The sequence below is a fragment of the Streptomyces shaanxiensis genome (assembly GCF_039537145.1).
In the GTDB taxonomy this organism is placed as follows: domain Bacteria; phylum Actinomycetota; class Actinomycetes; order Streptomycetales; family Streptomycetaceae; genus Streptomyces; species Streptomyces shaanxiensis.
In genome coordinates, this window is sequence record NZ_BAAAZY010000001.1 from 159,077 (window position 1) to 172,184 (window position 13,108).

Consider the following 13,108-nt stretch of genomic DNA (forward strand, 5'->3'; position numbering starts at 1 on the left):
AGGCGTCCCCGGGAGCGGGGCCTGGTGGCCCTTCCGGGGCGCCGCTCGGTCAGCGCGCTCTGTTGAGGGTCTGCAGGGCCGCCTTCAGCAACTGGCCCACCTGTGGTGTGCCCTCGGCCGCTTCGGCCTGCGGGGCCACGGCGGCGACAGCCTCGTCCGCCTCACGCGTCGCGTACCCGAGGCCGATCAGGGCGGCGTGCAGTTGGTCGCGCCAGCCCTGGGTGACCGGGGCGCCGACGGCGGGCGCGCCGATCGGTTCGCCCAGGCGGTCCTTCAGCTCCAGGAGCAGCTTCTGGGCGCCCTTCTTGCCGATGCCGGGGACAGCGGTGAGCGACTTCTCGTCGGCGGTCGCCACGGCTCTGCGCAGGGCGTCGGGCGAGTGCACCGCCAGCATCGCCTGGGCCAGGCGGGGGCCGACCCCGCTCGCGGTCTGGAGCAGTTCGAAGGTCTGGCGTTCGTCGTCGTCCGCGAAGCCGTACAGCGTCAGGGAGTCCTCACGGACCACCAGCGAGGTGTGCAGCTTGGCGGGCCGGCCGAGGCGCAGGGTGGACAGGGTGTTCGGGGTGCACTGGACGGCCATGCCGACCCCGCCCACCTCGACGACCGCGGCGTCCGGAGCGAGTGCGGCCACTGTGCCGCTGACGAAGGCGATCATGCCGTACGGCCTTTCGGTGCTTTGGCTGTGTGCAGGGCGACGGCCTGCTGGAGTCGGTTCTGCGCGGGGGCGCGCCAGATGTGGCAGATGGCGAGCGCGAGGGCGTCGGCGGCGTCGGCCGGCTTGGGCGGGGCGCTGAGCCGCAGCAGGCGGGTGACCATGGCGCCGACCTGGGCCTTGTCGGCGCGGCCGGAGCCGGTGACGGCGGCCTTCACCTCGCTGGGCGTGTGCAGGGCGACGGGGATGCCGCGGCGGGCGGCGCAGAGCATGGCGACCGCGCTGGCCTGGGCGGTGCCCATCACCGTACGGACGTTGTGCTGGCTGAACACCCGCTCCACGGCGACGAATTCGGGCCGGTGCTCGTCCAGCCACTGCTCGATGCCCTGCTCGATGGCGACGAGGCGGTGGCCCAACTCGGCGTCCGCGGGCGTACGGACGACGCCGACGCCGAGCATGGTGAGCGGGCGTCCGGCGACGCCTTCGACCACGCCGACACCGCATCGGGTCAGCCCCGGGTCCACCCCCAGTACGCGCACGCCGCGCCCCTCCGTTCGATCTCCCCAGCTTCGCTGGGCGGTACCCCCAGTTTGTGCAGGCTATCGGGTGCCACCGACAACGCCGCTCACCAACGCCCGGCAAAGCGACGGGCCGACGGGTATGTCCCGTCGGCCCGTTGAGCCCGTTCAGCTCGCGACAGCGTTACGCGTCGACCTTCTCCATGATCTCGTCGCTGACATCGAAGTTCGCGAAGACGTTCTGGACGTCGTCGCTGTCCTCGAGAGCGTCGATCAGCTTGAAGATCTTCTTCGCGCCCTCCTCGTCGAGCTCGACCTGGACGGACGGCACGAAGCTGGAGTCGGCGGAGTCGTAGTCGATGCCGGCCTCCTGGAGGGCGGTGCGGACCGCGACCAGGTCGGTGGCCTCGCTGATGACCTCGAAGGACTCGCCGAGGTCGTTGACCTCTTCGGCACCCGCGTCCAGGACGGCACCCAGGACGTCGTCCTCGGTCAGCTCGCCCTTGGGGACGATGACGACGCCCTTGCGGCTGAACATGTACGACACCGAGCCCGGGTCGGCCATGTTGCCGCCGTTGCGGGTCATGGCGACGCGGACGTCGGAGGCGGCGCGGTTGCGGTTGTCGGTGAGGCACTCGATGAGCACCGCGACGCCGTTGGGACCGTAGCCCTCGTACATGATCGTCTCGTAGTCGGCGCCACCGGCCTCGAGACCGCCGCCGCGCTTGATCGCGGAGTCGATGTTCTTGTTCGGGACCGACTGCTTCTTCGCCTTCTGGACGGCGTCGTAGAGCGTCGGGTTGCCCTCCAGGTCGACGCCGCCCATGCGCGCCGCGACCTCGATGTTCTTGATCAGCTTCGCGAAGAGCTTGCCGCGCTTGGCGTCGATCACGGCCTTCTTGTGCTTCGTCGTGGCCCATTTAGAGTGGCCGGACATCTGCCTGTCTCCTTCGCGTAACCCATCTATGAACGAACGCCAGAGATCCTACAAGGACTCCGCTGTCCGGTTCGCGCGCACCATGTCGACGAACAGGCCGTGCACGCGGTGGTCGCCGGTCAGTTCCGGGTGGAACGACGTGGCCAGCGCGTTGCCCTGACGGACCGCGACGATGTGGCCTCCGTGCTCGGCGAGGACCTCGGCCTCGGCGCCGACGGACTCGACCCAGGGGGCGCGGATGAAGACCCCCTCCACAGGATCGCCGTCTATGCCGTTGATGTCGACCGCCGCCTCGAAGGACTCGTTCTGACGTCCGAAGGCGTTGCGGCGCACGATCATGTCGATGCCACCGATCGTCTCCTGCCCCGAACGCGGGTCGAGGATCTTGTCGGCGAGCATGATCATGCCGGCGCAGGTGCCGTAGACGGGCATACCGGCCCGCACGCGCGCGCGTAGCGGCTCCATCACGCCGAACAGGATGGCCAGCTTGGAGATGGTCGTGGACTCGCCGCCGGGGATGACCAGGCCATCGACCTCGGCGAGCTCTTCGGGGCGCCGCACCGGCCTGGCCACGGCGTCGGCCGCGGCCAGGGCGATGAGGTGCTCCCGTACGTCGCCCTGGAGGGCCAGGACGCCTATGACGGGGGTGTTGCTCATGGTTGCAGTGCCTTACCAGCCGCGGTTGGCGTAGCGCTCGGCCTCGGGGAGGGTGTCGCAGTTGATGCCGACCATGGCCTCGCCGAGGTTGCGGGACGCGTCCGCGATGATCTTCGGGTCGTCGTAGAAGGTGGTGGCCTTCACGATGGCGGCGGCGCGCTTGGCCGGGTCGCCGGACTTGAAGATGCCGGAGCCGACGAAGACGCCCTCGGCGCCGAGCTGGCGCATGAGCGCGGCGTCGGCCGGAGTGGCCACGCCACCGGCGGAGAAGAGGACCACCGGGAGCTTGCCCAGCTCGGAGACCTCCTTGACCAGCTCGTACGGGGCGCGCAGCTCCTTGGCGGCGGCGTACAGCTCGTTGTTGTCGTAGCCGCGCAGGCGGGCGATCTCGTTCTTGATCTGGCGCAGGTGACGGACGGCCTCGACGACGTTGCCGGTGCCGGCCTCGCCCTTGGAACGGATCATGGCCGCGCCCTCGGCGATACGGCGCAGGGCCTCGCCCAGGTTGGTGGCGCCACAGACGAAGGGGGTGGTGAAGGCCCACTTGTCGGAGTGGTTGACCTCGTCGGCCGGGGTGAGGACCTCGGACTCGTCGATGTAGTCGACGCCGAGGGACTGCAGGACCTGGGCCTCGACGAAGTGGCCGATACGGGACTTGGCCATGACCGGGATGGAGACGGCGTCGATGATGCCCTCGATCATGTCCGGGTCGGACATCCGGGCCACGCCGCCGTCCTTGCGGATGTCGGCGGGGACCCGCTCCAGGGCCATGACGGCGACGGCGCCCGCGTCCTCGGCGATCTTCGCCTGCTCCGGCGTGACGACGTCCATGATCACGCCGCCCTTGAGCTGCTCGGCCATGCCGCGCTTCACGCGCGCGGTGCCGGTCTCGGGGGCCTGGTTTTCGGAGATGGACACGGGTGACCTCGCTCGGTGAAAAAGGGGTTACTGCAAGCACCGAGGAAACGGGAGTGGACCAGGCCACTGCAAGGGCCAATGAGGATTCGGTGGATCCTTTTCCGGCCCGTTGGCGTGAACGCGCTGGTCAGGCGGCCCTGTCGACCAGTGCCACGGGCGCCTCGTCGTCCATCTCGAACGCCATCGGGAACGGCGCGTGCCCGGCCAGGCGGAACCAGCGGACCTTGCGGTGGCGGCGCAGGGCGCGGGCGGCGCGTACGGCGTCGTTGTGGAAGCGGCGGGCCATCGGGACCCGGCGGACGGCCTCGGTCAGTTCGCGGGCCGCCTCCTCTCCCCCGGGCGCCTCCCGTACCGCCTCCACCTGCTGGGCCTCTTCGAACACGGCCCGCAGCGCCTGGCTCAGCTCGCTCTCGGCGACCTCCCGCTGCTCCTCCTCGGCCTGCCGGGCGGCGTGGGCGGCCTCGTACAGCACGATCGACGCTGCCGGATCCAGGACCCCGGAGGTGGCCAGCTCCTGGGCCACGGAGGCGCGGCGCAGCAGCTGTGCGTCGAGCGCGGCGCGTGCCGCGTCGATCCTGGCGTGCAGCCGGTCGAGGCGGCCTGCGGTCCAGCTCAGGTAGAGGCCGATGGCGACGAGGGCTACGAGGATCCAGATGAGAGTTGCGGTCACGGGCGGCAGACTAGCTCCGCCGGGTCAGCCGGGTTTCGTTCGGGGCGCCGGTGTTCGTTCAGGCGTTGTCGTAGCCGTCGCCGGGGCCTGCCGCCCCCAGATCCCCGCTCAGATCCCCGCTTAGGCCCTGAAGGGGCGTCGTCCTCAAACGCCGGACGGGCCGATATTTCGCTGACCGGCACCGAGAGCCCCCGGCTCCCGTCAGTCCCGCGCCAGCCCCAGCCTCGCCCGCAAACCGCTCACTCCGCCCCCGGCCGCCCGTTCATCCGCCGCCACCGCGGCCGCGCCCGCCGTCACCGTCTCGTACACCGACAGGATGTCCGCGCCGACCGTCGACCAGTCGAAGCGACGCACATGCAGGCTGCCCCGCTCCCGCAGTTCCTCGCGGCGGGCAGGGTCCTCCAGGAGGCGTACCGCGGCCTCGGCCAGCGAGTCGGCGTCCTCGTTGGTGAAGAGTTCGCCGGCCGCGCCCTGGTCGAGGACCTGGGCGAAGGCGTCCAGGTCCGAGGCGAGGACCGGGGCGCCGGCCGACATCGCCTCGACCAGGATGATGCCGAAGCTCTCGCCGCCGGTGTTGGGGGCGACGTACAGGTCGATGCTGCGCAGGAAGCGGGCCTTGTCCTCGTCGCTGACCATGCCGAGGAACTCGACTCGGGAGCGGAGCTCGGCGGGGAGGGACTCCACCGCCTCCTCCTCATCGCCCCGGCCCGCCACCAGGAGCCTCGTCTGCGGGCGCGCGGCGAGGATCTTCGGCAGCGCCCTCATCAGCACCGGCAGGCCCTTGCGGGGCTCGTCGATGCGGCCGATGAAGCCGATCGTGTCGCCCTGCCACTCGGGGTTGGGCTCGGCCTTGGCGAAGAAGTCGACGTCGACGCCGTTGGGGATGACCACCGCGTCGCCGCCCAGGTGTTCCACCAGCGTGCGGCGGGCGTACTCGCTCACCGCGATCCGGGCACTGATCTTCTCCAGGGCCGCCTGGAGGATCGAGTACGCGGCGATCATCGCCCGCGAGCGCGGGTTGGAGGTGTGGAAGGTGGCGACGATGGGGCCCTGGGCCGCCCAGCAGGTCAGCAGGCCGAGGGACGGCGACGTCGGCTCGTGGATGTGGATGACGTCGAACCGGCCGTCGTGCAGCCAGCGCCGTACCCGGGCCGCCGAGAGGAAGCCGAAGTTCAGGCGGGCGACCGAGCCGTTGTACGGGACCGGAACGGCACGGCCCGCCGAGACCACGTACGGCGGGAGCGGGGTGTCGTCGTCGGCGGGGGCCAGGACGGACACCTCGTGGCCGAGCCGGATGAAGTACTCGGCGAGGTCGCGGATGTGGAACTGGACGCCGCCCGGCACGTCCCAGGAGTACGGGCAGACGATCCCGATCTTCACGGGCGCTCCCCTGAGGGGCCGTCGGCCGGTCGTGGTTCCAGGTCGGCGAGCCACAAGCGCTGGAGCATGTGCCAGTCCTCCGGATGTTCTGCGATCCCCGAGGCGAAGGCATCGGCCAGCGCCTGTGTCATGACAGACGTCTTCTCGGCCCGGGTACCTGACTCGGGTACCTCGATCGGGGGATGGATTCGGCCCTGCATGACCGGAGAGTCTTCGTACCAGAGCGTGACCGGGAGCAGGAGCGCCCCCGTCTGCTGGGCCAGCAGCGCAGGTCCCGCCGGCATCCGGGCCGTGGCGCCGAAGAAGTCCACCTCCACGCCCGAGGCGGACAGGTCGCGGTCGGAGACCAGGCAGACCAGGCCGCCGTCGCGCAGCCTGCGGGCCAGCGTGCCGAAGGCGGTGCCGCCGCTGTGCGGCAGGACCTCCATGCCGAGGCCCTCGCGGTAGGCGACGAAGCGGTCGTAGAGCGTCTCGGGCTTGAGGCGTTCGGCGACCGTGGTGAACGGCGTCTCCAGCTCGGTGGTGACCCACGCGCCCGCGAGATCCCAGTTGGCCAGGTGTGGCAGGGCGAGTACGACGCCGTTGCCGGCGGCCAGGCCGTCGGTCAGGTAATGGACGTCCTTGACTTCGAAGCCGTCCTTGACGCGCTCGGCGCTCCAAGCGGGCAGCCGGAAGGACTCCATCCAGTAGCGCAGGTACGAGCGCATGCCCGCGCGCGAGAGCTCGGCGAGCCGCTCCGGGCTCGCGTCGGGCACCACGCGCGCGTAGTTGCTCTCCAGCCGCTGGACGCCCTTGCCCCGCTGCTTCCAGGCGAGGTCGGCGATGGTGCGGCCGAGCCGTACGGCGACCGGCTCGGGGAGCCTCTTGACCGTGCTCCAGCCGAGGCCGTACAGCGCGTCCGTGAGCCGCTCCTGGGCACTCACTTGGCTGCCTCGCTCCCTTGAGAGGCGTTCTGCGCCTTCTCCTGCGCGGCCGCCGCCTCCGCCTCCGCCGACTCGCGACGGACCGTGACGACCCGCTGGATCAGCGTGACGAGGCTGCCGACGGCGACGATCCACAGGGCGACGGGCAGCAGGTACTGGATGCCGGGTACCCCGAACTTGTGCAGGCCCGCGAACCCGGCCGCGACGAGGGAGATCACCAGGCGCTCGGCGCGCTCGACGAGACCGTTGACCGCGACCGGCAGGCCGATCGATTCGCCACGGGCCTTGGTGTACGACACCACCTGGCCGCTGGCCAGGCAGAAGATCGAGACGGCGCACAGGACGAGGTCGTCGCCCCCGCCCGCGTACCAGAGGATGAATCCACCGAAGATCGCGCCGTCGGCGACCCGGTCGAGCGTGGAGTCCAGGAAGGCGCCCCAGCGGCTGGAGCGGCCGAGCTGGCGGGCCATGTTTCCGTCGACGAGGTCGGAGAACACGAACAGCGTGATCACGACCGTGCCCCAGAAGAACTCGCCCATGGGGTAGAAGACCAGCGCGCCCGCGACCACACCGGCGGTACCGATGAGCGTGACCGTGTCGGGGCTGACGCCCCGCCGGATCAGAAACGCGGCGAACGGTGTGAGGACACGCGTGAAGAATGCACGCGCGTACTTGTTCAGCATGGCCTTCCCGAGGGTCGGTGTGGCGCCGTGCGGCCCCTGCTGGCCACCGGCTGGCCCATCGTAGCCACGCGCGCGTGAGTGCGACCGCCGGGCACTCGTACAGGGCTCGGGCGGCTCGGTCCACCACGGTCGGACGGCGCGATCACGTCTGCCGTATGGACGCACCGTGACGGGAGTGGAAAGCTCGAAGGACCGCGGGCGTCACCGGAGCCGCCATCGCACGCGGATCCGCATGTCCGCGCCCACAGTGACCTCACCGTGCACGGGAGGCAGGATCATGGGCGACAAGGCGAACGCACACCCCGGAGCCGCCGGCAGGGCTACAGCGGCCGACCACCCCGCGTCCGTACGGAATGTGGTGCTGGTCGGCCACTCCGGATCGGGCAAGACGACTCTGGTGGAAGCTCTCGCGCTCACCGCGGGGGCAGTGAACCGGGCGGGCCGTGTGGAGGACGGCGGCACCGTCTCCGACTACGACGAGATCGAGCACCGGCAGCAACGCTCGGTGCAGCTCTCCCTGGTGCCGGTCGAATGGGACGGCATCAAGGTCAACCTTCTGGACACCCCCGGATACGCCGACTTCGTCGGGGAACTCAGGGCCGGTCTGCGAGCGGCGGACGCGGCCCTTTTCGTCGTCTCCGCCTCGGACGGCGTGGACGGCTCGACCCGCATGGTGTGGGAGGAGTGCGCGGCCGTCGGCATGCCGCGCGCGATCGTCGTCACGCACCTGGAGGCCGCCCGGGCCGACTACGAGGAGATGACGCGGATCTGTGCGGAGGCCTTCGGCGGGGACGACCCCGATGCCGTGCTCCCGCTGTATCTGCCGCTGCACGGCCCGCAGGGCCCGGACGGGCACGCGCCCGTGACCGGTCTGACCGGGCTGCTGTCGCAGAAGCTGTTCGACTACGCCTCCGGTGAGCGCAAGGAGTCCGAGCCGGGCGAGGACCAGCTGCCGGAGCTCGAGGAGGCCCGCAACCGGCTGATCGAGGGGATCATCGCGGAGAGCGAGGACGAGACCCTCATGGACCGGTATCTGGGCGGCGAGCAGGTCGACGTCAAGACGCTGATCGAGGACCTGGAGCGGGCCGTCGCGCGCGGCACGTTCTTCCCCGTCCTGGCCGCCGCTCCCGCGTTCGACGGCGGCCGGCAGGGCCTCGGCACGGTCGAGGTGCTGGAGCTGATCACGCGGGGCTTCCCGACTCCGCTGGAACGCGAGGCGCCCCGGGTCACCACCGTGGACGGAAAGCCGCGCGAGCTGAAGCTGTGCGATCCGGACGGGCCGCTGGTCGCGGAGGTCGTCAAGACGGCGTCCGACCCCTACGTCGGCCGGGTGTCGATGGTGCGCGTCTTCTCCGGCACCCTGCGCCCCGACGAGACGGTGCACGTCTCCGGCCACGGGCTGGAGGACCGCGGCCACGAGGACCACGACGTCGACGAGCGGATCGGCGCCCTGTCCGCGCCCTTCGGCAAACAGCAGCGCACACTCAGCCACTGCATCGCCGGTGACCTCGCGTGCGTGGCGAAGCTGAGCCGTGCGGAGACCGGCGACACGCTGTCGGCCAAGGACGACCCGCTCCTGATGGAGCCCTGGCAGATGCCGGACCCGCTGTTGCCGCTCGCCATCCAGGCGCACAGCAAGGCGGACGAGGACAAGCTGTCGCAGGGCCTGTCCCGGCTGGTCGCCGAGGACCCGACCATGCGGCTCGAACAGAACCAGGCCACCCACCAGGTGGTGCTGTGGGCCCTGGGCGAGGCGCACGCGGACGTCGCCCTCGAACGGCTCCGCAGCCGCTACGGCGTGCAGGTCGACGTCGTGCCGCACAGGGTCTCCCTACGGGAGACGTTCGCGAGCAGGTCGGCGGGCCGCGGCCGGCATGTGAAGCAGTCCGGTGGGCACGGGCAGTACGCCATCTGCGAGATCGAGGTGGAGCCGCTGCCGGGCGGCTCGGGCATCGAGTTCGTCGACAAGGTCGTCGGCGGCGCGGTGCCCCGGCAGTTCATCCCGTCGGTGGAGAAGGGCGTACGGGCCCAGGCGGCCAAGGGAGTCGCGGCCGGCTACCCCCTCGTCGACATCCGGGTCACCCTGCTCGACGGCAAGGCGCACTCCGTGGACTCCTCCGACGCCGCGTTCCAGACGGCCGGCGCGCTCGCGCTGCGGGAGGCGGCGGCCGACGTGAAGATCCATCTGCTGGAGCCGGTGGCCGAGGTGGCCGTCCTCGTCGGTGACGACTACGTCGGCGCCGTGATGAGCGACCTGTCCGGGCGGCGCGGCCGCGTCCTCGGCACCGAGCAGACCAGCGGTGGCCGCACACTCATCAAGGCCGAGGTGCCCGAGATCGAGATCGGCCGGTACGCCGTCGATCTCAGGTCGCTGTCGCACGGCACCGCACGCTTCAGCCGTTCCTACGCGCGGCACGAGCCGATGCCGCCGCAGGTCGCGGAAAGGATTCGTGAAGAGACGCGCGACGCCTCGTAGTTGGCGCCGGGCGCAACAAAGTGGCGTTTTCCGACGCCGACGAACAGCTTTTGCGGAACGCTCCCCCTCCGCGTCGGCGGGCGGCTTTGGGCCGTCCGCCGACGATTGTCGGTGGCTGGGGATACGCTGATCACTGATCAACAGGTGTGCGCAGTACGGAAGTCGGGAAAGGCCGCAGAAGCGACAGTGCGGCGATCGGGGGCGGGAATGACCGTTGAGAGCGGTTACGCGGACATCTTCGGTCCGCAGGTGCCTCGCACGGCCGGCGAGGGGCAGACGGCGACGTACGCGCTGGCCTCGGCGGCGTACCGGGACAATCCGTACGAGGACATCAAGAAGGCCGACAACGAATGGCACAAGACCGACGTCAAGGCGGGCCGCAGCTGGGCGAAGCTCTTCCGCCCCAACCTGGGTGAGGCCTTCTCACGGGCCGTGGTCGACCGCATGCTCGGCAGCGGCCGCAAGCCCTTGATCCAGTCCTTCGGCACCGAACCGCAGGTCGTCGTCGAGCACTGCCTGGCCGCCAACAACATCCGCAAGGCCCGCGACCGGATGCTCAGCGCCATCATGGTGATCTGCGGCGTGCTGTTCCTGCCCGGCCTGCTGGTGTGGCTGCTGGTCTTCCAACTGCGCACCACCATCGTCAAACGGGACGAGAAGCGGGGCGGGGCGCTCGCCTCGGCGCTGCTCGTCGCGGTGGGCGCGCTCGCCGTGATCTTCCTGCTCCGCATGCCGTTCACCGGCTTCTGGGCCTGGTACGCGCGAGCCTCGGTCCTCATGCCCGTGGTCGGCTGGTTCTGGGCCAAGCAGGTCTGCGAGCGCACCGCCAGGGACCTGCGGGAGCGGTGGGACAGTCTGCTGGCCGGCAGCAGCGTCGGCGCGAAGGTCCCGGAGGCGGTGCCGACCAGCCCCACCGAGACGCAGGCCGAGCAACTGCGCCAGTCCCTCGCCAAGTTGAGCGCCGAGCAGCAGTCCAACTCCGTGTTCTACGCCGGGCCCAAGGGAATACTCGGCATGGGCACGCGCTGGGGAAGCTGGCAACTGGCCGAGGACCTGGTGCCGGCCGACGCGACCCGAGAGATCCACCCCTTCCGCAGTTGGGACGTCATCCGCTCGATCCACGACCAGTTGCGCATGCTGGAGCGCGGTCCGCTCAACACGGGTGGTTTTCCCAAGCCTTCGATACGGCACTGGGTCGTCACGCCGATCGCCGAGGGCGCGAAGGCGGTGTCCCGGCCGGAGGGCACGGACGTCGAGGCGTACCAGGTCAAGTCGCACGCGATACAGGACATCTGCAACAAGCAGCAGTTCGGCAGCGGTGACCGGCACTACCTGGGCGTCCAGTGGACGCTCTGGGACGGGCAGTTGATCATCACCATGCTGATCACGGTGACCGTGCTGCACGAGACGTTGCGCATCGAGGTGACCGGGCACGCCCTCGGTCCGGTGAACGGCCTCTTCCAGGAGAAGCCCGAGGCGCCGACCAAGGAGGTCACCAAGTCGCTGAAGCCGTGGGAGACCCGCAAGGTCAAGCTTCCGCTGGTCAACAGCGACGAGGTGGTACGGCTGGCGGTCCGCGCCCCGATCTCCTGGTATCCGCCGCTGCTCAACTGGCTCGGCGGGACGATAGGACTTCCCGAGCCGTTCGGGCTGCGGCATGCGTGGGCGGATCAGCCGTGGCGGCATCGGTTCATGGCCGACGACGCGTTGCGGGCGGCCACGCCGGTACTGCGGGTGGTGCATGCCTCGGCGATCAAGGTGCTGGAGGAGAACGGCGTGGACACCGAGAAGTTCGGTACGCGGTCGGCGTTCCTGAGTACGGCGGTGCAGGATCCGTCGCCCCGGAAGGCAGACGTCTACGACGCGTAGGCCTCCGGCGGACGCGTAGGCCTCCGGCGGTTGAGCAGCGTGGTGGGTCTGGGTGATCGCCCCTGGGGGCTGTGCCCCCAGCCCCCCCTCGGCCTGAACGGCCTCGTCCTCAAACGCCGGACGGGCTGGTTGATCAGACCGTCGGCCAGACCTCCGCCAGCATCTTCCGCGTGTCCGCCAGCAGCTGCGGCAGCACCCGCGTATGCCCCACGACGGGCATGAAGTTCGTGTCGCCGCCCCAGCGCGGGACGATGTGCTGGTGGAGGTGGGCCGCGATGCCGGCGCCGGCGACCGTGCCCTGGTTCATGCCGATGTTGAAGCCGTGGGCGCCGGAGGCAGTGCGCAGGGCCGTCATCGCCTGCTTGGTCAGGGCGGCGAGCTCGACGGTCTCCGGCTCGGTGAGGTCGGTGTAGTCGGCGACGTGGCGGTAGGGCACGACCATGAGGTGGCCGCCGTTGTACGGGTAGAGGTTGAGAACCGCGTACACCTGCTCACCGCGCTTGACGATCAGCCCGTCCTCGTCGGACTTGGCCGGGATCGAGCAGAAGGGGCAGCCGTCGTCGGCTCCGGGGCCGGTCGGCTTGTTCTCACCCTGGATGTACGCCATCCGATGGGGCGTCCACAGGCGCTGGAACGCGTCCTGGATCCCCACTCCCCACTGCTGCTCCGGCTCACTCGTCATGCGTGCAGCATATGGCTTCGTCCGTTCGTGGCGTGTCGCCGGGGCTCGCACCCGGTCGGCCCGGGCCAAGCTGGGCCGGTGGACGATGACAGTCGTTTGGCCCGCTGGCAGGAGCACACCGAGGTTCCGCTCGTCTTGGCGTCGTTGATCTTTCTCGTTTCGTACGCGGTGCGCGTGCTGGGCCATGATCATCTGCCGGAGCCCGCGCTCGATCTCTGCCTCGCGCTGACGTTCACCGCCTGGACCTTGTTCGGCGTCGACTACGCCGTGTGCTGGCGGCTCAGCGGGCAGCGGCTGGGCTTCGTACGGCGGCATCCGCTGGACACCGTGGTGCTGGTGCTGCCGCTGCTGCGGCCCCTGCGGATCGTGAAGATGTACGAGGCCGTCCAGCACCGACACGGGCGGCCCCGCCTCAGCCTGCACGCGCGTGTGATCGTCTACGCCGGGATGGCCAGCCTGCTGCTCGGCTTCACCGGTGCCCTCGCCGTCTTCCAGCAGGAACGCGGGGCGCCGGGCGCGAACATGCGGACCTTCGGGGACGCCGTGTGGTTCACCTGCTCGACCCTCGCCACGGTCGGATACGGCGACATCACCCCCGTCACCGAGCGCGGGCGGGTGGTCGCCGTCGGGATCATGGCCGTGGGGCTGGGCCTGCTCGGCGCCGTGACCGGCACCTTCGCCTCGTGGCTGCTGCAGGTGTTCTCCGTGGAGGACGACGAAGGGCCCCCGGGAAGCTGAGCTCC

The 13,108-nt window shown here is 70.3% G+C and carries 13 protein-coding genes; 3 read left to right on the forward strand and 10 right to left on the reverse strand.

Going from position 1 to position 13,108, the window contains the following annotated elements; all coding sequences use genetic code 11:
- Positions 1-49: 49 nt before the first annotated feature.
- The 9 genes from ruvA to pgsA all read right to left on the reverse strand — a co-directional run bounded on the left by ruvA (position 50) and on the right by pgsA (position 7,338).
- Positions 50-655, reverse strand: a complete 606-nt coding sequence (ruvA, locus tag ABD932_RS00685) for a Holliday junction branch migration protein RuvA (protein ID WP_345007987.1) — start codon at positions 653-655, stop codon at positions 50-52.
- On the reverse strand, positions 652-1,191 hold the full coding sequence (gene ruvC, locus ABD932_RS00690) for a crossover junction endodeoxyribonuclease RuvC (RefSeq protein WP_093908929.1): 540 nt from the start codon (positions 1,189-1,191) through the stop codon (positions 652-654). The genes ruvA and ruvC overlap by 4 nt, the downstream gene beginning before the upstream one ends.
- Before the next feature lie 163 nt (positions 1,192-1,354).
- Positions 1,355-2,107, reverse strand: coding sequence for a YebC/PmpR family DNA-binding transcriptional regulator (locus tag ABD932_RS00695; RefSeq protein WP_048581096.1), 753 nt, complete (start codon positions 2,105-2,107; stop codon positions 1,355-1,357).
- Between the two features lie 48 nt (positions 2,108-2,155).
- On the reverse strand, positions 2,156-2,764 hold the full coding sequence (gene pdxT, locus ABD932_RS00700; RefSeq protein WP_345007991.1) for a pyridoxal 5'-phosphate synthase glutaminase subunit PdxT: 609 nt from the start codon (positions 2,762-2,764) through the stop codon (positions 2,156-2,158).
- 12 nt (positions 2,765-2,776) lie between these two features.
- On the reverse strand, positions 2,777-3,682 hold the full coding sequence (pdxS, locus tag ABD932_RS00705) for a pyridoxal 5'-phosphate synthase lyase subunit PdxS (RefSeq protein ID WP_126390171.1): 906 nt from the start codon (positions 3,680-3,682) through the stop codon (positions 2,777-2,779).
- Between the two features lie 127 nt (positions 3,683-3,809).
- Positions 3,810-4,352, reverse strand: coding sequence for a LemA family protein (locus ABD932_RS00710; RefSeq protein WP_345007993.1), 543 nt, complete (start codon positions 4,350-4,352; stop codon positions 3,810-3,812).
- A 201-nt stretch (positions 4,353-4,553) separates the two neighbouring features.
- Complete coding sequence (locus tag ABD932_RS00715) at positions 4,554-5,732, reverse strand: glycosyltransferase family 4 protein (RefSeq protein ID WP_345007995.1); 1,179 nt, start codon at positions 5,730-5,732, stop codon at positions 4,554-4,556.
- Positions 5,729-6,655 carry a phosphatidylinositol mannoside acyltransferase gene (locus tag ABD932_RS00720; protein ID WP_345007997.1) on the reverse strand — a complete coding sequence of 309 codons (927 nt, stop codon included), beginning with the start codon at positions 6,653-6,655 and terminating at the stop codon, positions 5,729-5,731. Before ABD932_RS00720 ends, ABD932_RS00715 begins: the two co-directional genes overlap by 4 nt.
- A complete protein-coding gene (pgsA, locus tag ABD932_RS00725; protein WP_126390178.1) occupies positions 6,652-7,338 on the reverse strand; it encodes a phosphatidylinositol phosphate synthase in 687 nt (228 codons plus the stop codon). Before pgsA ends, ABD932_RS00720 begins: the two co-directional genes overlap by 4 nt.
- Positions 7,339-7,615: 277 nt before the next feature.
- Between pgsA and ABD932_RS00730 the strand changes: the two genes are divergently transcribed.
- Positions 7,616-9,814, forward strand: a complete 2,199-nt coding sequence (locus tag ABD932_RS00730; protein WP_345007999.1) for an elongation factor G-like protein EF-G2 — start codon at positions 7,616-7,618, stop codon at positions 9,812-9,814.
- 207 nt (positions 9,815-10,021) lie between these two features.
- A complete protein-coding gene (locus ABD932_RS00735; protein ID WP_345008000.1) occupies positions 10,022-11,683 on the forward strand; it encodes a hypothetical protein in 1,662 nt (553 codons plus the stop codon).
- A gap of 133 nt (positions 11,684-11,816) precedes the next feature.
- On the opposite strand, the gene ABD932_RS00740 is transcribed toward ABD932_RS00735, so the two are convergent.
- A complete protein-coding gene (locus ABD932_RS00740; RefSeq protein ID WP_250085518.1) occupies positions 11,817-12,365 on the reverse strand; it encodes an HIT family protein in 549 nt (182 codons plus the stop codon).
- Positions 12,366-12,443: 78 nt separating this feature from the next.
- On the opposite strand from ABD932_RS00740, the gene ABD932_RS00745 reads away from it, so the two are divergent.
- On the forward strand, positions 12,444-13,103 hold the full coding sequence (locus ABD932_RS00745; RefSeq protein WP_345008001.1) for a potassium channel family protein: 660 nt from the start codon (positions 12,444-12,446) through the stop codon (positions 13,101-13,103).
- Positions 13,104-13,108: the final 5 nt, after the last annotated feature.